The following is a 20,429-nucleotide window of genomic DNA, read 5'->3' on the forward strand; positions in this document are numbered from 1 at the left end:
TCTACTGTCGTTTCCGGGGCGTATTCGGGCTGCACCATAAAGGGTCCGCCGGCCCGATGAACGGGCCGGCGGAATTGGCAGCGGGTCTAGTTGGCTTCGGCCTTGCCCTGGCGCCAGTAGCCCATGAAGGCGACAGAGTGGCGGTCGACGCCGCACTCGGAGACCAGGTGGCGGCGGATGGTCTTGATGGCGGCTGCCTCGCCGGCCAGCCAGGCGTAGAAGCGGCCGGCCTCGGTGACGGGCTCCGGGACCTCCCACAGGATGTCGTGGTCCACGTCGACGTCCTCGAGGTCCGGGTCCGGTGTGCCGGCGACGTCGCCGAGGATGCGGCGGGTGGCAGCCCGTACGGCGGGGATAAGCTTCTCGCCCTGGGCGGCGCCGTTGCGGGGGAGCCAGGTGACGCGGACGTTGGCGGGCGCCACCAGGTCGAGCTGGTCGCCGGTCTCGGGCACCTCGAGCAGGGCCTCGCCGCGGGCGTCGGCGGGAAGCTTCTCGAGGATCGCGGCGATGGCGGGCACGGCGGTCTCGTCGCCGCCCAGCAGCAGGCAGTCGGTGTGGGCCGGCGGGTGGAAGTCGATGCCGCCGTGCACGCCCGCGAAGTCGGCGTTCGGGCCCATCAGGTACGCGACGTCGCCCGGGCGGGCCTCGGCGGCGAACTTCGAGGCCGGGCCGGTGCTGCCGTGCAGGACCATGTCGACGTCGACCTCGCGCAGCTCCGGGCGGACGTGGCGGATCGTGTACGTCCTGATCGGATTGCGGTGTGCGGCCGGCAGGTCACGCCACGCCGTGTACCACTCGGCGCCGGTCGGCAGGTGGTCGAAACCCACCTGCGGGAGCGGGGTCAGGATCTTGATCCGCTGGTCGTAGCCGTTGTCGGCGAACCTGTCCAGGTCGTCGCCGGTGAAGGTGATCCGCACGAAGCTGGGACTCAAGCGGTGAACCTTCCGCACCTCGACGGCGAAGAACCGCCACGAGAGCACGGCCTCAGTCTGCTCGGCAGTCTGGGTCACGGGGAGCCTCCCTGAGACACGCTCGGACCCGACTCGGCCCGGCTTAAGGTATGGCTAACCTAACCTGAACCTCCCGAACGCCACCACCCACCCCCACCCACTATGAAAAGTCGCGGATCGCAGCCCCATCGGCTCGGGCGTTCCACGGGCGCCTCGGCACGCTCGCGGTCGGTGCCGGGTGTGGTCCCCTGCGGAGAAGCGCCGGGTGTGGTCCCTGCGGAGAAGCGCCGGGTGTGGTCCCTGCGGAGAAGCGCCGGGCGTGGTCCCTGCGGAAGAGCGCCGGGCGTGGTTCCCCGCGGAAGAGCGCCGGGCGTGGTTTCCCGCGGAAGAGCGCCGAGTGTGATCCCCCGCGGAAGAGCGACGCTGGGCGGGGCCGTCAGGACTCCTCGGTGCGCTTCTGGTCGGCGGTGACCTTGGCCTGCACACGGGCCGACGCCTCGGCCGCGGCGGCGGAGGTGTAGACGCGAGGCTTCGGGACGGCGGCCTTGGCGGTCACTGGCGGGGGGCCGTAACCGACCGGCGGCGCCGATGTCGGCTGGGCGGGGGAGGAAGCGGCCGCGGACGGCGACGGGTCACTCGACGGGGCGGGCGCCTGCGCGGGTGGCTGAGGAGCGGCAGGCCCGCCACGAGACGGCCGGGCGAAGGCGGGACCGGTGGCAGTGGCCGGGCGAGCGGGAGCGGCGGAAGGGCCGGCGGCGGCTGACGGCTGCGCCGAGAACGTGCCTGGGGTAGTGGGCGGCTGTGCCGAGGGCGTGCCTGGGGCGGTGGGCGGCTGTGCCGAGGGCGTGCCTGGGGCGGTCAGCGGTCGTGCGGAGGGTGGCCCCGGTGTGGTCGGTGGACGTGCGGACGGCGTGCCCGGGGTGGTCGGCTGCAGGGGGGTTGGGGTGCCTGCGCCGGACAAGGGGTGAGCCAGGGCGGCCAAGCCCGGGGCGGGCTGGGGAGCCGGGGCGGGCTGGTCGGTGGAGGGGTGACCTAGGGAGACCGGGGCGGGGGCGCGGCCGGCTCGGGTGCGGGGGATCAGGCCGCCGTCGCGTTCCGGGACGCCGATGAGGACGGCGGCCACGGCGCCGGCGGTGGCGGCGGTGAGCTCGTGGGCGGCGCGGCGGGCCGTGGCGCGGGTCAGGCGGTCGTAGTCGGCCACCAGCAGGACCAAGTCACTGAGCGCGGCCAAGGCCACGGCGTCGGCCACGTGCAGGGCGGGGGCCGAGTCGAGGACGATGACGTCGCAGTCGTTCTTCAGCTCGCGGAGCATCTCGCTGAACGAGGCGGCCAGCAGGTCGGGAGCGCCCTCCTGGTCGGGGCCGGCGGCCATCAGGCGCAGCCGGGGCACCGGGCCGTCCAGCAGGGCCGAGGCGCCGGAGATGTCGCCGGTGAGCAGGCCGGTCAGGCCGCGGTCGCGGGAGAGCTCGAACATGTGGTGCAGGACCGGGCCGCGGACGTCGGTGTCGATCAGCACGACCTCGCGACCGGACTGGGCGAGGACGATGGCCAGGTTGGCGGCCGTGGTGCTGCGGCCCTCGCCCTCGTGGGCGCTGGTGACCAGCACGGTCGCGGGACCTTCGAGGCGCGGCTCCAGGCGGGCGCGCAGGTAGCGGTACGACTCGGCGTCGGCCGAAGCGGGCGAGCGGAGCAGCACGGGCAACGGCGCGCCCGGCCCGTGCGAGCGGCGCGCCCGCGGAATGGTGGCGAGGACGGGCAGCCCGGTCAGCTGCTCGAAGTGGACCCGGCCGCGAACCCGGTGACGGCCGCGGACGGCGGCGACGATCAGCCCGGTCAGCAGGCCGACGGCGGCGCCGATCACCACGTACGCCCACGGGGGTAGCCATGTCACCCGCGTCGCGGTGGCGGCGGGAGTCACGAGGGAGGCGGCGATGCCGTATTGGCCGGTGCTCGCGTTCCGGTACGAGACGTACTGCCCGGCCACGGCCTGAGCGCGCGTGCGGGCCGTCGCCGCGCTCGTCGCCTCGTACCCGATGGTCAATGATGTCCCGGCCCGGGCGGGAGTGACGCGCAGTCCGTCCGCGAGCGCCTGCCGGCTGACCCCGAGGCCCGTGGCGGCCGGGCGCAGCACGGCGGCCGAACGAACGATCTCGCTCTCCGTGTCGGGATCGGCGGGGACGGGCGTGATGTTGGTGCGCAGGCGGGGCTCCACCACCACGGTCGCCTCGGCACGGTAGCGCTGCGGCTCGAGAAGGCTCAGCCCGTACGCGGCGGCCGCGAACGCCAAGGTCAGCAGAAGGATCAACCAGCCGTGGCCGCGCAGCAGCCGCCTGGGCTCGCTCTTCGTCGTCATCCGGGCCGTCCCTCCCGTCATGCCGCCTCGATCGTGAGCGTAGAACCGCCGGTTACGGATCGCTACCGCAAATGACGAGACCCGACATCCCCAAAGGATGACTTCAAGGGGTACGGTGAGCGCTAGGTGTGCCGGGAAGTCTGGTCGGCGGTCATCGATTGACGTCGACTGGAAGGTTTCCCGTGATGACTGTTCCCGCGCTGCGCGCTGTCCAGCTGACCAAGCGGTACGGCCGCCTCACCGCCCTCGACGAACTGACCCTCGACGTGGAGCCGGGCGAGGTGTTCGGGTTCCTCGGGCCGAACGGCGCCGGCAAGTCCACCACCATCCGGCTGCTGCTGGGCCTCGCCCGGCCCAACGCCGGGCGTGCCGAGGTCTTCGGCGTCGACGCGGCCGACGTCGCCACCGCCCACCGCTCGGTGGCATACGTTCCGGCCGACGTCGCCCTGTGGCCGCAGCTGACCGGGGCGGAGATCCTGCACCTCCAGGCGCGCACCGGCGCGGGCGTCGACGAGGGCTATCGCGACGAGCTGGTACGCCGGTTCGAGCTCGACGTGACGAAACCCGCGCGCACCTATTCGACCGGCAACCGGCAGAAGGTCGCGCTGATCGCCGCGTTCGCCACCCGCGCGCCGCTGCTCGTGCTCGACGAGCCCACCAGCGGCCTCGACCCGCTGATGGAACGCGAGTTCCGGGCCGCCGTCGCGCAGGCACGCGAGCGGGGACAGACGGTGTTCCTCAGCTCGCACCACCTCGACGAGGTGGAGGCGGTCTGCGACCGGGTCGGCATCCTGCGCGCCGGCCGGCTCGCCGAGGTCGCCACCATCGGCCGGCTCCGCGGCATGCACCGGTCGGAGGTCACGGTCGCCTATCCCGGCGCCGCGCCGGACCTGGCGGCGGTCCCCGGCGTCGAGACGATCGAACCCGCCGGTGCCGGCCGGTTGCGCTTCACCCTCACCGGTCCACCCGCGCCCGTCCTGCGAGCACTGGCCGCGGCGGGCGTCACCGCTTTGTCCGTACGGGAACCCAGCCTTGAAGAGATCTTCCTCGACTACTACGGCGCCGAGGCGACCCGATGAGCGCCGGCGCCCTCACCGTCGCCACCGTCGCGCCCGAGGCCTCGCCGAGGCCCGGCCGCGCGGTCAGCGGGCTCGCGCTCCGGCAGATCCGGCGCAGCGGCCTCGTCACCGCCGTCCTCGCCGCCGGCATGACGGCTCTGGTCGTGTCGACGTACGAGCAGGTCATGGCCGACCCGGCCGCCGTGCGCGGCCTCCAGGCGCTGGCCGGCAACGCGGCCATCCGCACGCTGTTCGGCGAGCCGTCCGGTCTGGACACGGCGGGCGGATTCACCGTGTGGCGGATCGGCACCGTCACGGCGGTCCTGCTGGCCGCCTGGTCCATCCTGGCCACCACCCGCATCACCCGCGGCGAGGAGGACGCCGGCCGGTGGGACGTGCTGCTCGCCGGCCGGGTCCCGCTGCGCGAGGCCGTGACGCGTCACCTGGCCGTGGCGATGATCGTGCCGGTCGCCGCCGGTCTCGCCATCGGCGCCGTGCTGCTGGCCGCGGGCACGCCCCTGGCCGGTACGGCGGTGCACAGCGTCGGCACCGCGGCCCTGGGCCTGTTCTTCGTCGCGGCGGCCGCCCTGGCCGCGCAGGTCTTCCCGGCGCGCAGCCTCGCCACGGGCGCCGCGTTCGCCCTGCTCGGCGTCGGCCTGCTGGCCCGCATGGTGGGCGACGGCGTCACCGAGCTGGGCTGGCTGCGCTGGCTGTCGCCGTTCGGCCTGCTCGCGCTCGGCGGCCCGTACGTGCACGACCGCGCCCTGCCCGTGGCGGTGTTGATCGCCGTGACGGCCGCGGTCACCGTCGCGGCCCGGCTGGCGGCGGGCCACCGCGAGGTCCGCGGCGCCCTGGTGCGTTCCCGGACCGGCCGCGCCGCCCGGCTGGGGCTGCTGGGCAGCGTCGAGGCGTTCGCCGTACGCCGGGTGCTGCGGCCCCTGACCGGCTGGACGCTCGGCGTCGGCGCCTACTACCTGCTGATCGGCCTCACCGCGGTCTCCGTGACGGCGTTCCTGGCCGACAACGCCGGCCTCGCCGACCAGGCCGAGCAGGCCGGCTTCGCGAGCCTGCGCAGCATCGCCGGATTCACCGCCACCCTGTTCGCCGTCCTGGCCATGCCGGCCGGCGTCTTCGCGGCGACGCGGCTGGGCGCCTTCGTCGCGGCCGAGAACGACCGCCGCCTCACCTCGCTGATGGCCCAGCCGATCTCCCGAGCCCGCCTGATCGGCGCGGAAACCATCGCCACAGCCGCGGCCGCCACCATGCTCGTCACCGCCGCCGGCCTGGCCGTCTGGGCCGGCGCGGCAACCACCGGCGGCTATCTCCCACTGCTGGCGGCGCTGCGAGGAGCGTGGAACGTCCTGCCGATCGGCCTGCTCAGCCTGGGCGCGGCCGTCCTCGCCGCCGGCTGGGCACCCCGCTGGACCGGCATCATCGGCGCCCTGCCCTCGGTCGGCGGCTTCCTCCTCCTGGTGATCGCCGACAGCATCGCGGCTCCCCGATGGCTCCACGCGATCAGCCCGTTCGACCACCTGGCACCCGTGCCCTTGACCACGGTCAACTGGACCCCCACAACGGTGATGACCGCCGCGGCGCTCCTGCTGATCACCGCCGGCGCGGCCGGATACCAGCGCCGAGACCTGGCCGCCTGACCAAGTGAGGCGTCCCGTGCGGCTCGATCGCTGAGCCACACGGGACGCCCCGGCCGTCTCCGCGTGGCGCCTGCTGAGAGGCGCCACCGCGGCGGGTCGTCTTTCTGGGGCGTGCTCCGGGAGGCGTTCGCTTACCGGCCCGCCTTTCGCGGTTCTCCGACCGTCTCCTGTGGAGTGTCTGCTGCCGGGCGCTCCTTCAGGACGTCTGTTGCGTGACGTTCCTTCCCGGCGTCTGCTGCGGCGCGTCCTTTGCCGGCGCCTGCTGCCGGGTGCCTCCTGCCGGGTGCCTCCTGCCGGGTGCCTCCTGCCGGGTGCCTCCTGCCGGGCGCCTCCTGCCGGGCGCCTCCTGCCGGGCGCCTTCTGCCGGGCGCCTTCTGCCCGGGCGCTTCTTCTCTCCCGAGCCTTCCCCGTGCCCTTCTCTCCGGCTCGCCTTCAACCCGAGACCTCTCCTTGTAGCCCTACCTTCGAGGTGGCACCGACCTCGCAGAGCCCATGGCCTGAAGCGTTTCAAGAGCCGCATGCCGGTGTGGTTGGGGATAGGCGGCATGGTTGGAGAGCCGGCGTCTGTGGCTACGGCTTCTTCTGCCGCGCCTTCTCGAAGCGCTTCCCTCCGGGCCGCCCTTTACCCGAGGCCTTTCCTTGTGGCGCCACCTATGACGTGGCATCGACGCCGCAGAACCCATCGCCTGAAGCGTTTCAAGAGTGGGTGTGTGGACGCCGTGACGTAGGGGTCGGCGCAGTGCAGCGGCCGTCGGTCGCGGCCGTGGCGGATGGGGTGGCGGGCCGGCGCCTTCGTCGGCGCGACCCGTCGGCACGGCAGCGTCGCCCGTCGGTGCCGCAGCGTCGCCCGTCGGCACGGCAGCGTCGCCCGTCGGCACGGCAGCGTCGCCCGTCGGCACGGCAGCGTCGCCCGTCGGTGCCGCAACGTCATGCCGGCGTGGCCGGGGGTAGGCGGCGTGGTTCCGGAGTTGAGGGCTGTGGCCACGGGACAGCGGTTGAGACGGCGAACTGACGGGTGGCTACCGGGGGCCCGGGGGAGCGGCCCAGTTCGACGGACGGGCGGGTGGGGCGGCGGCAGAGCAGGCGAGCTGAAGAGCGGGCCGGTGCGGCAAAAAAGGCAGAGCAGCCGCGGTGAAGGGCCGGCGGGTACGGCAGCCGGGCGCGCAGCGGCACCGAGGCGAGGGGCCGCCGCCATGTTTCCGGGGGATTTCGGCTCGGGTGTGGACAGGTGTTCTGGAGACATCTAGGGTGAGCGATACCGCCGACAATCGAAGCGCTTCGACGATGAGATCTGCTGGGGCTGAGCAGGTCGTTTCGCCGTTCCCGGAAAGCCATCCTTCGATGAGGAGAATCGCCCATGCGAAGGCGTTTCCTGACCGCGCTGGCCGCGGCGCTGCTTGTGGCGCCGGTGGTGCCCGGTGTCGCGGTCGCGGACCCGTCCTATCCGTTCCGTGATCCGCGGCTGCCGTTGCAGGCGCGTGTCGACGACCTTGTCGGGCGGCTCACGCTCGACGAGAAGGTCTCGCTTCTTCACCAATATCAGCCGGCCGTTCCGCGGCTGGGTGTCGGCTTCTTCAAGACCGGCACCGAGGCGCTGCACGGCGTCGCCTGGTCGACCGACATCGACAACAACGGTGCGGTCGTCACCGCCGACGGGACCTCGTTCCCGCAGGCCGTCGGGCTGGCCAGCACGTGGGACCCCGATCTGATCAAGCGGGTCGGCGCCGCGGTCGGTGACGAGGCCCGGGGCTTCCATGCCGAGAACCCGCGCGTGTTCGGGCTCAACCTCTGGGCGCCCGTGGTCAACCTGCTCCGCGATCCGCGGTGGGGGCGCAACGAGGAGGGGTACTCCGAGGACCCGCTGCTCACGGGGGCGATCTCCACGGCGTACGGCAAGGGCCTCGAAGGTCCCGACCCCCGGCACCTGAAGACCGCGCCCACCCTCAAGCACTATCTCGCCTACAACAACGAGACCGGGCGCGACGTGACCTCGTCGAACGTGCCGCCGCGGGTGCTCAACGAGTACGACCGGCAGGCGTTCAAGCCGGCCCTCACGGCCAACGCGGCGACCGGCGTGATGGCCGCGTACAACCTGATCAACGGACGTCCCGCGACCGTCGACCCCGACCAGGCGACGCTGCTGCGGGAGTGGGCCGACTACCCGCTGTTCAACGTGAGCGACGCGTGGGCGCCGAACAACCTGACCGGCTCGCAGAAGTACTTCGCCACCCAGGCCGAGGCGAGCGCCGCGCTGATCAAGGCGGGGCTGGACAGCTTCACCGTCGACGACATCAACGCCGGGCCGACGATCGCCTCGGTCAAGCAGGCGCTCGCCCAGGGGCTGCTCACCGAGGCGGACGTGGACCGGGCCGTCGGGCACGCGCTGAGCATCCGGTTCCGGCTCGGCGAGTTCGATCCGGGCGGCGGCCCGTACAGCGGGATCGGTCCTGAAGTGATCAACAGCCCGGCGAACCAGCGGCTCGCCCGTGAGACGGCCGGCGACGCGATGGTCCTGCTCAAGAACGACGGTCTGCTGCCGCTGAAGAAGGACCGGACCGCGGTGATCGGGCCGCTCGCCGACACGCTCTACACCGATTGGTACGGCGGGAAGCTGCCCTACCAGGTGACCGCCGCCGACGGCATCGCCGAGCAGGCGACCGCGACCGTCACCAGCAGCGGATCCGACCGCATCGCGCTCGCCCACCAGGGCCGCTACCTGGCCGGCGGGCCCGACGCCGCCACGGTCACCGCCCCGAGCGCCACCCCCGAGGCGCAGTTCGACGTGGTCGACTGGGGCCAGGACGTCCTCACCCTGCGCAACGTCGCCAACGGCAAGTACCTCGGCTACACCAACGGCGTCTTCACCACCCGCGACGACCAGCCCAACGGCTGGTTCGTGCAGCAGCAGTTCAAGCTCGAGCAGCAGGCCGACGGCAGCGTGCTGCTGCGGTACGCGGGCTACGAGACGCTGGAGAGCTGGTTCGGCCCGAACAAGTACGTCGGCGTGGACGCCACCGGCAAGCTGGTGCTGACGAACGAGGCCGGGGCGGCGCGCTTCACCCGCGAGGTGCTTCGCAGCGGCGTCGACGAGGCGGTCGCCGCGGCCAAGAGCGTCGACACGGCGGTGCTCGTCGTCGGCACCAACCCGTTCATCAACGGGCGCGAGGCGCACGACCGCACGTCGCTCGCGCTCGGCGCCGGCCAGGAGGCGCTGGTCAAGGCCGTGCTGAAGGCGAACCCGCGCACGGTCGTGGTGCTGCAGACGAGCTACCCCGAGACGATCAACTGGCTGCAGCAGAACGTGCCGGCGATCGTCTGGACGACGCACGCGGGCGCCGAGACCGGCCACGCGATCGCGGACGTGCTCTACGGCGCCCGCAACCCCGCCGGACGCCTCACGCAGACCTGGCCGGCGGCGGAGAGCCAGCTGCCGGCCGACCTCAACGAGTACGACATCATCTCGACCGGGCAGACGTACCTCTACAGCGACGACAAGCCGCTCTACCCGTTCGGCCACGGCCTGTCGTACACGTCGTTCCGGTACGGCAAGCCGCGCGTCGGCGACGGCAAGGTCACGCTGACGGTCACCAACACCGGCAAGCGGGACGGCGACGAGGTCGTCCAGCTCTACACGCACCAGCGCACGTCGCGCGACACGACCGCCGTGAAGCAGTTGCGCGCCTTCGACCGCGTACACCTGAAGGCCGGGGAAACGCGGACCGTGACCCTGCCGCTGAAGAGGGAAGACCTGGCGCGGTGGGACCAGACGCGGAGCCGCTGGATCGTCGAGTCGTCCGACTACGACATCCTCGTCGGCGCGTCGTCGAGCGACATCCGGCAGCGCGCCGTGCTGAAGGTCAAGGGCGAGACCATCCCGGCCCGCGACCTCTCGCGGCCGACGCGGGCGGAGACCTTCGACGCGTACGCGGGAGTGCGGCTGCTCGACGAGAGCAAGGCCGCCGGCACCGTGGTCGGATCGACCGCCGCCGGCCAGTGGGCCGCCTACAAGGACGCGCGGCTGCGGGATGCGGCCTCCTTGACGGTGCGCACGTCCGGCAGCGGAACGGTCGAGGCGCGCCTCGGGTCGCCGACCGGCCCGCTGATCGGCACCGCGACGGTCACCGCGACCGGTGACGTCTACAGCTACTCCACGACGACCGTGCCGGTGGCCCGGACCAGCGGGCGGCACGACGTCTACCTCGTCCTCGGTGCGGGGGTGCGTTTGTCCCAATTCGTTATTCGGTGAGAGGGGAACCCGCCCGCCGGCCTGGTCAGCCGGCGGGCGGGGCCACCGAGGTCAGTAGGATCGGCGACAGGAGGGTTGATGCCGACGATCAATGATGTGGCACGTGCCGCCGGCGTCTCGCCGAGCACGGTGTCGTACGTGCTGAGCGGTCGCCGCCCCATCTCGGCGCAGACCCGCGCCCGGGTCCAGGCGGCCATCGCCGAGCTCGGCTTCCACCCGCACGCGGGCGCCCGCGCCCTCGCCAGCAGCAAGACGAACGTGCTGGCCCTGGTCGCGCCGCTGCGCATCGACGTGAACGTTCCGGTCATCATGCAGTTCGCGACCGCGGTGGTGACCGCGTCGCGCACGCACAACCACGACGTGCTGCTGCTCACCAAGGACGAGGGCACCGCGGGCCTCGAGCGCGTCGCGCACAGCACCATGGTAGACGCGCTGATCCTCATGGACGTCGAGCGCGAGGACGTACGCCTGCCCGCGCTGCGCAGGCTCAAGCAGCCGTCGGTGTTGATAGGGCTCCCCAACGACCCGCTCGGCATCGCCTGCGTCGACCTCGACTTCGCGGCCGCCGCCGGCGAGGCGCTGCGCCATCTCGCCTGGCACGGCCACCGCCGGATCGCCCTGGTCGGCCCGTCGCCCGCGGTCTACCGGCGCGGCACCACCTACGCGGAGCGATTCCTCACCGGCTTCACCGAGACCTCCGAGTCGCTCGGCCTGCGCACCCTCGCCCACCCGTGCGAGCCCGACGTCGAGGGCGTACGAGCGTGCCTCGACGACATCGACGCCCAGCTGCCCGGCGCCACCGCCCTGGTGGTGCACAACGAGGAGGCCCTGCGCCCGCTGCTCGACCTGCTGCGCGCCCGGGGCAAGCGGGTGCCCGAGGACATCTCGATCGTCGCGATCTGCCCGCGTGACGTGGCGCTGAACATGCCGCTGCCGCTCACCTCGGTCGACATCCCCGCGCACGACGTGGGCAACCTCGCCGTCGAGACCGCGATGCGGCTGCTCGACGGCCGGTCCATCGAGCCGGTACGGCTGCTGCCGCCTACCCTGGTGGAGCGGGAGAGCTGCTCGCCGCGGTGACCGCGTCGTCGACGCTGGTCGGCTTCGCCGTCCGGTCGAGGATGTCGCGGACCTGGCCGATGTCGCCGGCCAGCACCAGCCGTACGCCCTTGCGCTCCAGCTCGCCGGTGAGGTCGGTCAGCATGCCGGCGCCCGTGGCGTCGATGAAGGGCATCGCCCGCGCGTCGACGACCACCGCCTTCTTGCCGTCGGCCAGCTGCCGGATGCGCTCGCGCACGTGGTCGGCGTTGGCGAAGAAGAGCCCGCCCTCGATCCGGACGACCGCGACGTCCGGCACGGTGGCGTTGCCGGGGTGGCGGGCCAGATCGTTCCACTGGCCGCCGGGGTGCTCGCGGCCGAGCACGGCGACGTTGGTGTGCGCGGCCCGGTAGAGCAGCAGGACCATCGAGACGGCCACGCCGAGCAGCAGGCCGGGCAGCGTGTCGAAGACCAGCACGCCGAGCAGCGCGGCGAGGGCCGCGGCGAAGTCGGCGCGTGCGGCGTACCCGTAGATCTCGGCGAGTCGCCGGCTCGACATGCGGTAGAGGCGGCCCATCGCGGGCAGGTCGACCAGGTCGACCACGGCGACGATGACCACCGCGGCGAGGGTGGCCTCGGGGAGACGTTCGAACAGGCCGGTCAGGAAGAGCAGGGTGACGATGGTCAGGGCGGCCACCACCAGGCCCGAGAGCTGGGTACGGGCGCCGGCGCCGCCGTTGACGGCGGTCTTGGAGAGGCTGCCGTTGACGACCATGCCGGAGGAGAGGCCGGCGCCGACGTTGGCCGCGCCGAGGCCGATCAGCTCACGGTTGGGGCTGATCGGGTAGCCGGCCTTGGTGGCGTACGTCTTCGCCGCTCCCAGCCCCTCCGCGAAGCCGACGAGGAGGATGCCGGCCGCGCCGCCCGCCAGGCTGCCGTAGTCGCCCAGCGACAGGTCGGGCAAGCCGTAGTGGGGCAGGCCGCTGTCGATGTGGCCGACGACGTCGAGGCCGTGCCTGTCGAGTCCGAAGATGGTCACTGCCAGGACGCTCAGTGCCACGACCAGCAGGGACGCCGGCAGCTTGGGCAGGAAGCGGCGGAGGGTGAGCAGCACGGCGAGCGATGCGACACCCACCGCGGCCGCCAGCCAGTTTATCCCGGACATTTCGGCGAGGGCGTGCCAGGCCTGCGCGAAGAAGTCGCCCGTGCCCTTCTCGACGCCGATCAGCTTGGGCACCTGGCCGATGATGATCGTCAGCGCCAGGCCGATGATGAAGCCCTTGAGGACCGGCTCGCTGATCAGCCCGGCCAGGAAGCCCAGCCGCAACAGCCCGGCGATCAGCGCCATCACCCCGACCACGACGGCGACGCCGGCCGTCAGCGCGGCGTAGTCGCCGTCCTTGGCGAGCGGTGCCACCACGCCGGCCGACAGCGCGGCCGTCGCCGACATCGGCCCGACCACGAGGTGCCGGGAGCTGCCGAAGATCGCGTAGAGGACCAGCGCGGCCGGGGCGGCGTAGAGGCCGGCCACCGGCGAGACACCGGCGATCGACGCGTACGCCAGGGACTCCGGGATGAGGACGGCCCAGACCGTCGCCCCGGCCAGCAGGTCGGCGCGGGAGAAACGCACCGCGGGCTCAGCTCACGTGCCGGCCGGACCGCCACACCCGGCGCAGCCAGAGCAGCGCGATCAGGGTGATGACGATCGTGCCGCCGATCGAGAAGAGCGTGAACAGGTGCACCTGCTCGTCGGTCGGGCGCGGGATCCAGCCCTGCGCGAAGAGCGCCTGCTGACGGGCGGTGCTGGTCAGCGCGTACACCAGATAGACCGCGATGCCGTGCATCGAGTCCCAGAGCGCGTGCAGCAGCGAGACGCCGAGATAGCCGAGCACCAGGGCACCGGTCAGCCGGAAACGCCCGGCGCGCGACGCGGTCGCGAAGAGCAGGCCACCCAGGATCGCGGTCCACAACCCGTGGCCGAAGGGCGCCAGCAGGCCGCGCAGGATCTCCGTCTCCACCAGCGCGCGCAGCGACAGGCCGTCCACGGTGATCAGGGCGTTGAGCGCGTACCCCGCCGACTCGAACGCCGCGAAGCCGAAGCCGACCGTGGCGCCCAGCACGACGCCGCTGCGCACCGACTTGCCGGCCAGGTGCCGGGTCAGCAGCCACAGCGCGACGAGCTTCACGCCCTCCTCGATCAGCCCCACCCCCACGAACATCCATGCCGACGGGTGCAGCAGATAGGACTCGAGGATCGAGGCGCCGAGCACGCCGAGGATGCCGCCGACGACGAAGAGCCGGAACAGCGCCTCGACGGTGATGACCTCGTCCCGGTGCGAGTACGCCCAGGCCACGAAGGTCACCGGCACCAGGAAGCTGCCCAGCAGCACCAGGGTCGGCACGAGGTTGGCGTTGGCGGTGAGGAACGTGACGGCGACCGTCGCCAGCCACAGGAGCAGGCCCGTGATCAGGATGACCGCCCAGGCCGGGCGGCGGCGTCCCGCCACCGCCGGGGCCGCCGTGGCGGCGGATGTCGAAGAGGTCATGCCCGTCAGGCTCGCCGGTGCGGCGCCGCTCCACTTCCCCCGCAAGAGGTGAAGTCGCGGCGCCGTCGATGCCCGAGGCTGGCGGTCATGGGAGAAGCGATCGGGCAGAGCCTCGCGACGGCGGTCGGTGTGGCGCTCAGTCCCGTACCGATCATCGCAGTGATCCTCATGCTGACCACGCCCCGCGCGCGGTCGAACGGCCCGGCCTTCCTCGGCGGCTGGATCCTCGGCCTCGCCGCGGTCGGCACGGTGGTGCTGCTCGTCGCCGGCCCCTCGGCGACCTCGGGCGAGGAGCCGGCGACGTGGGTGGGCTGGCTGAAGCTCGCCCTCGGTGCGCTGCTGCTCCTGGTCGCGGTGCGGCAGTTCCGCGGGCGGCCGCGCCACGGTGCCGAGGCCGCCATGCCCGCCTGGATGAACACCATCGACCATTTCGGCACGGGCAAGTCGCTCGCCATGGGCGCGGCGCTCTCCGGCGCGAACCCCAAGAACCTGCTGCTGGCGGTGGCCGGCGCGAGCGCCATCGCCCAGACCGGCATCCCCGGCGGCGAGCAGGCGGCCGCGTACGCGATCTTCGCAGTGGTGGGGTCCCTCGGAGTCGCCGCGCCCCTGGTGCTCTACTTCGCCCTGGGCAAGCGCTCGGCGTCGATGCTGGCCGAGCTGAAGGACTGGATGGCCCAGCACAACGCGGTCATCATGGCGGTCCTCTGCCTGGTCATCGGGGCCAAACTGATCGGCGACGCGCTCACCCTCCTGGGGTGATGACCTCTTCCGAGCCCGGGGTGATGGCCGATCTCGGTCCGAACCAGCGGGCCAGGTGGGCGTCGAGGTCGCGCTGGTCGTCGCCGATCCAGGCGACGTGGCCGTCGGGGCGCAACAGGAGGCACGGGGCGTCCACGGCGGCCGTCGGGTCGGCGAGGTGGTCGACCCGGTCCGCCCAGCCGGCGACGGTCAGGCGCTCGGTGCGGTCCAGCAGCAGGCCGCGGCCGCGGTGCGTCACGTCGTACAGACTGCCCTGCTTGAGGGCGACGTCGGGCAGGCGCCGGCCGAGCAGGGCGGGACCCGGGCCGAAGTCGTAGCGCACGCCGATCGCGGTGATCTTTTCGAGCAGGTGGCGGTTCACGACGTCGAAGCCCATGAGCTCGACCAGCAGCCGGCGCACGGCCTGCGCGCCCGGTTCGGCGGAGAGCAGTTCGGTCTGGGCGCGGGTGTTGTCGAGCACCTCCTCGGCGACCGGGCGACGCTCGGTCTCGTACGTGTCCAGCAGGGTCTCCGGAGCCCAGCCGCCGACCTGCGCGGCCAGCTTCCAGCCGAGGTTGAACGCGTCCTGAAGCCCCAGGTTGAGGCCCTGCCCGCCGATGGGCGGATGAATGTGCGCGGCGTCGCCGGCCAGCAGCACCCGGCCGGTCCGATAGCGTTCGGCCAGCCGGGTCGCGTCGCCGAACCGGGACAGCCAGCGCGGCGAATGCACGCCGAAGTCGGTGCCGGCGAAGGCGCGCAGCTGGCGCCGGAAGTGCTCCAAAGTGGGCGGATCGCTGACCTCCGCGGCGGGGACGACGACGCGATAAAGGCCAGGGCCGGCCGGGCCGACGCTGAACCGCTGGTCGACCCGGCGCGCCTCGGCGACCCCGGCGGCGATCTGTTCGGGCGGCAGGTCAGAGGCGAGCTCGCCCATCAAGGTCGCGGTGCGCGAAGGCTCGCCGGGGAAACCGACGCCGAGAAGCTTGCGGACAGTGCTGCGAGCGCCGTCACAGCCGACGAGAAAGCGCGAACGCAGCCGCTCCCCGCCGGCGAGCTCGACGGTGACGCCGTCGTCGTCCTGCTCCAGGCCGGTCACGGCGCAACCGTGCCGGACGTGCGCGCCGGCGGCGATCGCATGGTCTTCGAGCAGCTGCACGATCACCGGCTGGTGGATGCCCAGCAGATAGGCGTGCGCGGAGTCGAGGCCGGCCGGCGCGGGCTTGTCGATGGCCGCGAAGTAGGCGCCGGGCGGCCGCTGCCGGCCGCGCTCGCGGACACGCTCCAGCAGCCCGCGCATGGCCAGCACCTCGAGGCTGCGAATGTGCAGGCCGACGATGCGGACGAACGAGGTGGGCTCGGTGTCCCGCTCCAGGACGAGGACGCGCACGTTGTGCAGCCGCAACTCGGCGGCGAGCATGGCGCCGGTCGGCCCGCACCCGGCGATGATGACGTCGTGTTCGGTGGTGGACATCAGAGGTGCCTTTCGGGAGTGCCTGGGTGGAGGGCCCTCCCGGCGACACCTACGTCAATCGCCCTGCCATGACGGAAGGGGGAGCCCACGTCGATACAGCGTTCATGGGTCTCACCTCCTCGAGCAGCGTCACGGCCGACAGGAAGGTATCGGGTCGGGGGGTGGTCCGTCCAGCCCTTCGGGGCGACGGTCCCTCTTTCCGCGGTGGGTCCTGGTCTTGGGGGAGTGGGGGCGGTTCGCAAGACCGAACGTTCTTTCTCTTGGGCGCCGACGCCGACGCCGACGCCGACGCCGACGCTGCCCTGCTCGACGAGAGCGTCCTCGGCGTCGCCCCCTGGGTGGCGGCGGGGCGGGTTGATTGGGGTGGGGGAGACCGAACGTTCTTTCTCTCGATGGGTGGGGTGGACGGGATCGGTGGGGCGTGGTGGTTGGGGGTTGGGGAGACGGAACGTTCTTTCTGTCGGTGGGTGGGGTGGACGGGATGGGTGGGGGCGTGGTGGTTGGGGGTTGGGGAGACGGAACGTTCTTTCTGTCGGCGGGTGGGGTCGGTGGGATGGGTGGGGGCCTGGTGGTTGGGGGTTGGGGAGACCGAACGTTCTTTCTGTCGGTGGGTGCGGTCGGTGGGATGGGTGAGGGCGTGGCGGTTGGGCGTTGGGGAGACCGAACGTTCTTTCTCTCGGCGGACGCGGCAGGCGGGGTCCCTGGCGACGCGGCGGCGGGGGCAAGGCGGAACGTTCTATCTGCGCGGACCGGAGCGGGGGGCCGATCGGTTCGGGGAGCGGGCAGGTGTTGGACTGGCGGCGGTTCGGAGGTTGTTGGGGTCGGCCAGGCGATTAGCAAGACCGAACGTTCTATCTCTCGGGGTCGGAGAGGGCGCTCGAGTCCGCGAGATGAGGGGCGAGGCAGGGCAGTGGCTCGGACCGCGCAAGCGAAACGCCGGCCGCAAGGGAAGCGGCCGGGGTGCGATGACGAAGGGTCATGTGGGGGTGCGGCGGCTGCGGTGAGGGATGGCTCTGGGTGTTTTGTGCCGGTTGGGAGCAGTGGGAGCGTTTCCAGGCGTGACGGGGGTCTCTCGATCACGGTCCAGGAAATGTCTTCGTCACACCGTTGACATCTGAGCGCGGCCGGGCCTAGCGTCACCGGAAAGTCCCGCGTCGAAGCGCTTCGACGGGCGATTGTCGAAGCGCTTCGACGGACCCCTCCCGGAGGACGATCCATGATTCGATCGCGAGCCGGCCTCTCGGCCGGTGCACTGTTGCTGGCCACTTCGCTCGCCCTCACCGCCTGTGGCGGTGGCGGTGGCTCGGAGGACGAGGGGGCCGACGCCAAGACCCTGACCCTGTGGCACTACGAGGGTCCGACCAGCGCCATGGGCATCGCCTGGAACAAGGCGATCGAGGAGTTCAAGGCCTCGCACCCCGGCGTCACGGTCAAGTTCGAGGAGAAGGGCTTCGAGCAGATCCAGCAGAACGCCCAGATGATCCTCAACTCGGACTCCGCCCCGGACATCATGGAGTACAACAAGGGCAACGCCACCGCCGGTCTGCTCTCGAAGCAGGGCCTGCTCACCGACCTCACCGAGGAGGCGAGCAAGCGCGGCTGGGACAAGGCGCTCAACTCGAGCCTGCAGACCACCACCAAGTACGACGAAGACGGCATCATGGGCTCGGGCAAGACGTACGGGATCCCCAACTACGCCGAGTACGTCGAGGTCTACTACAACAAGGACCTGTTCAAGAAGTACAACCTGCAGGTCCCGACCACGCTCGACGAGTTCACCAAGGTGATGGACACCTTCGTCCAGAACAAGGTGACTCCGCTCGCCGTCGGCGGCGCGGAGTACCCGGCCCAGCAGATCCTCTACTCGCTCGCGCTGAGCAAGGCCGACCGCGCCTGGGTCGACGACTACCAGCTCTACAAGAACAAGGTGGACTTCAAGGGCCCGCAGCTCAAGTACGGCGCGGACACCTTCAAGCAGTGGGTCGACAAGGGCTACATCGCCAAGAGCTCGGCCGGCATCAAGGCCGAGGACATGGGCGTCTCGTTCACCCAGGGCAAGTTCCCGATCATGATCTCGGGCTCGTGGTGGTACGGCCGGTTCGTCAACGAGATCAAGAACTTCGAGTGGGGCACGTTCCTGTTCCCCGGCAACAAGCTGCACCCGGGCTCGAGCGGCAACCTCTGGGTCGTGCCGGAGAAGAGCAAGGCCAAGGCGCTCGCGTACGACTTCATCGACATCACCATGAAGCCGGAGATCCAGGCGCTGCTCGGCAACAACGGCGGCGTGCCGGTGGCGGCCGACGTGTCCTCGATCACCGACGCCAAGAACAAGGAACTGATCGAGAACTTCAACAAGATCTCCAGCGAGGACGGTCTGGCCTTCTACCCCGACTGGCCGGCCCCGGGCTACTACGACGTGCTGGTCGCCGGCGTGCAGGGCCTGATCAACGGCTCCAAGACCCCGGACCAGGTGCTGACCGAGATCGCCAAGCCGTACGACGAGAACCTCGCCGACCTCGGCAAGTGACCCGATGCGCCGGCGGAGGCCGACCCCTCCGCCGGCGCCGGTGAAAGGGGCAACATGAGGCGCAAGGGATATTGGCCCTTCCTCATCCCGGGTGTGCTGGCGAGTGTCCTGGTCATCGTCGTGCCGCTGGTGATGACCGTCTACACGAGCTTCACCAAGTGGAACGGCGTCGGCGAGCAGCGCTGGATCGGCTTCGACAACTACACCCGGCTGTTCGACGACTCGCTGTTCTGGTCGTCGTTCGGCAACATCGTGCTGCTGATCCTGGCCATGGCCGTGGTGCCGACGCTGCTCGGCCTGTTCCTGGCGGCGGTGCTGTTCGACTACGTGGCCAAGAAGTTCAGCAGCCGCTGGGCGTCGCTGTTCCGCAGCGGCTTCTATCTGCCGCAGGTCATCCCGGTGGCGGTGACCGGCATCGTGTGGGGCTGGATCCTGCACCCGGAGTACGGGGCGCTCAACCGGATCCTCGACACGATCGGGCTGGGCTCGCTGGCGCACAACTGGCTGGGCGAGCCGGGCTCGGCGCTGTACAGCGTCATGGGCATCATGATCTGGGTCCAGCTGGGCTATCCGATCGTCATGTTCATGGCCGGCCTGCAGCGGGTCGACCCGGAGCTCTACGAGGCGGCCGACCTCGACGGCGCGACCTGGTGGCAGCGGTTCCGCAAGATCACGGTGTATTTGATCCGGCCCGAGTTCTACGTCGTGCTGGTGACGACCACGATCGCGGCGCTGAAGATCTTCGGCCCGATCTTCGTGCTGACCGGCGGCGGCCCGAGCAACGCCACGCTGGTGCCGTCGTACTTCGCGTACAAGAACTTCTTCGAGAAGGCCCAGGTCGGGTACGGCTCGGCGATCTCCACGGTGCTGACCGTGCTGATCATCGCGCTGTCCATCGTGTTCCTGCGCCTGCAGAACCGCGCGGAGCGTAAAGCATGACTCTCACCGCAAACCGGGCACCCGCCGAGCAGCGCACCCCCGCGAAGGCCGAGAAGCGGGCAAATCCGCTGAGGTTCGTCATCCTGGCGGCCCTGCTGGCGCTCCTCCTGATCGTCATCGCGCCGCTGCTGATCATCGCGATCAACGCCGTCAAGAGCCCGGCCGACTACGCCAGTGGCGGCCCGTTGTCGCTGCCGCCGCGCCTCTACTGGGACGGCATCGTCGACTTCTGGAACCGGGTCGATTTCGGCATGAAGCTCTGGAACAGCTTCATCACGAGCTTCACGGTGGCCGTGCTGGGCGTGCTGCTGTCGATCCTCAACGCGTACGCGCTGGGCATCGGCAAGGTCAAGGGCCGCGTCTGGTTCCTGGTGTTCTTCCTGGTGGCGAACCTGCTGCCGCAGGAGGTGCTGGTCTACCCGCTGTATTTCCTGTCCAAGGAGGCCGGCCTCTACGACAGCCTGATCTCGATCGTCATCATCTTCACGGTCATCCAGGCCGCGTTCGGGACGTACCTGCTGACCTCGGTCTATCAGGAGTTCCCGACCGAGCTGCTGGACGCGGCCGACGTCGACGGCGCCGGCAAGCTGCGCACGCTGTGGAGCGTCGTCGTGCCGGTCAGCCGGCCCACGCTCGGCGTGCTGTTCACGTTCTTCTTCATCTGGACCTGGAACGAGTTCTTCCTGCCGCTGGTCTTCCTCGTCTCCAACGACAACCAGACCGTGCCGGTGGCCCTCGGCGTGCTGCAGGGCGACCGGCTGATGGACGCCACCATGACCAGCGCCTCGGGCCTGATCGGCATCCTGCCGGCGATGCTCTTCTTCCTGATCTTCCAGCGCACGCTCACCCGCGGCATCACCGCCGGCGCCATCAAGTAACCCGGCCGCAGGCCTCGCAAAGGTAAAGGGACA

General features: G+C 71.2%; 13 protein-coding genes. 8 read left to right on the plus strand and 5 right to left on the minus strand.

Features of this window, described 5'->3' with window-relative positions; all coding sequences use genetic code 11:
* Positions 1-86: 86 nt before the first annotated feature.
* Both Ade02nite_RS17570 and Ade02nite_RS17575 read right to left on the minus strand, forming a co-directional pair.
* A complete protein-coding gene (locus Ade02nite_RS17570) occupies positions 87-1,010 on the minus strand; it encodes a siderophore-interacting protein (RefSeq protein WP_203763911.1) in 924 nt (307 codons plus the stop codon).
* Positions 1,011-1,386: 376 nt separating this feature from the next.
* Positions 1,387-3,303: a CpsD/CapB family tyrosine-protein kinase gene (locus Ade02nite_RS17575; RefSeq protein ID WP_203763914.1), complete on the minus strand. Its 1,917-nt coding sequence runs from the start codon at positions 3,301-3,303 to the stop codon at positions 1,387-1,389.
* A gap of 185 nt (positions 3,304-3,488) precedes the next feature.
* On the opposite strand from Ade02nite_RS17575, the gene Ade02nite_RS17580 reads away from it, so the two are divergent.
* The 4 genes from Ade02nite_RS17580 to Ade02nite_RS17595 all read left to right on the plus strand — a co-directional run bounded on the left by Ade02nite_RS17580 (position 3,489) and on the right by Ade02nite_RS17595 (position 11,339).
* Complete coding sequence (locus Ade02nite_RS17580; RefSeq protein WP_203763916.1) at positions 3,489-4,382, plus strand: ABC transporter ATP-binding protein; 894 nt, start codon at positions 3,489-3,491, stop codon at positions 4,380-4,382.
* The gene (locus tag Ade02nite_RS17585; RefSeq protein WP_203763919.1) at positions 4,379-6,013 is read left to right on the plus strand and encodes an ABC transporter permease; all 1,635 of its coding nucleotides are present in this window, start codon (positions 4,379-4,381) and stop codon (positions 6,011-6,013) included. The genes Ade02nite_RS17580 and Ade02nite_RS17585 overlap by 4 nt, the downstream gene beginning before the upstream one ends.
* 1,357 nt (positions 6,014-7,370) lie before the next feature.
* The gene (locus Ade02nite_RS17590) at positions 7,371-10,259 is read left to right on the plus strand and encodes a glycoside hydrolase family 3 protein (protein ID WP_203763922.1); all 2,889 of its coding nucleotides are present in this window, start codon (positions 7,371-7,373) and stop codon (positions 10,257-10,259) included.
* A gap of 78 nt (positions 10,260-10,337) precedes the next feature.
* Positions 10,338-11,339, plus strand: coding sequence for a LacI family DNA-binding transcriptional regulator (locus tag Ade02nite_RS17595; RefSeq protein ID WP_203763925.1), 1,002 nt, complete (start codon positions 10,338-10,340; stop codon positions 11,337-11,339).
* Here the strand turns inward: Ade02nite_RS17595 and Ade02nite_RS17600 are convergent.
* Together Ade02nite_RS17600 and Ade02nite_RS17605 are read right to left on the minus strand one after the other, a co-directional pair.
* A complete protein-coding gene (locus tag Ade02nite_RS17600; RefSeq protein WP_203763928.1) occupies positions 11,302-12,927 on the minus strand; it encodes a SulP family inorganic anion transporter in 1,626 nt (541 codons plus the stop codon). The genes Ade02nite_RS17595 and Ade02nite_RS17600 overlap by 38 nt on opposite strands.
* Positions 12,928-12,934: 7 nt before the next feature.
* On the minus strand, positions 12,935-13,843 hold the full coding sequence (locus Ade02nite_RS17605) for a PrsW family intramembrane metalloprotease (protein WP_203763931.1): 909 nt from the start codon (positions 13,841-13,843) through the stop codon (positions 12,935-12,937).
* Between the two features lie 87 nt (positions 13,844-13,930).
* Here Ade02nite_RS17605 and Ade02nite_RS17610 point away from each other — a divergent pair, with 87 nt between their 5' ends.
* Positions 13,931-14,602, plus strand: coding sequence for a GAP family protein (locus Ade02nite_RS17610; protein ID WP_203763935.1), 672 nt, complete (start codon positions 13,931-13,933; stop codon positions 14,600-14,602).
* On the opposite strand, the gene Ade02nite_RS17615 is transcribed toward Ade02nite_RS17610, so the two are convergent.
* A complete protein-coding gene (locus tag Ade02nite_RS17615) occupies positions 14,586-16,052 on the minus strand; it encodes an FAD-dependent monooxygenase (protein ID WP_203763973.1) in 1,467 nt (488 codons plus the stop codon). The two genes, Ade02nite_RS17610 and Ade02nite_RS17615, sit on opposite strands and share 17 nt — an antisense overlap.
* Before the next feature lie 1,216 nt (positions 16,053-17,268).
* Between Ade02nite_RS17615 and Ade02nite_RS17620 the strand changes: the two genes are divergently transcribed.
* The 3 genes from Ade02nite_RS17620 to Ade02nite_RS17630 are packed head-to-tail and all read left to right on the plus strand — an operon-like array spanning position 17,269 to position 20,396.
* Complete coding sequence (locus tag Ade02nite_RS17620; RefSeq protein WP_203763976.1) at positions 17,269-18,579, plus strand: ABC transporter substrate-binding protein; 1,311 nt, start codon at positions 17,269-17,271, stop codon at positions 18,577-18,579.
* 54 nt (positions 18,580-18,633) lie between these two features.
* On the plus strand, positions 18,634-19,518 hold the full coding sequence (locus Ade02nite_RS17625) for a carbohydrate ABC transporter permease (protein ID WP_203763980.1): 885 nt from the start codon (positions 18,634-18,636) through the stop codon (positions 19,516-19,518).
* Entirely contained in the window at positions 19,515-20,396 is an 882-nt protein-coding gene (locus tag Ade02nite_RS17630) for a carbohydrate ABC transporter permease (protein ID WP_203763983.1), read from the plus strand. The genes Ade02nite_RS17625 and Ade02nite_RS17630 overlap by 4 nt, the downstream gene beginning before the upstream one ends.
* Positions 20,397-20,429: the final 33 nt, after the last annotated feature.

Origin of the sequence: Paractinoplanes deccanensis (genome assembly GCF_016862115.1) — a bacterium.
Lineage (GTDB): Bacteria > Actinomycetota > Actinomycetes > Mycobacteriales > Micromonosporaceae > Actinoplanes > Actinoplanes deccanensis.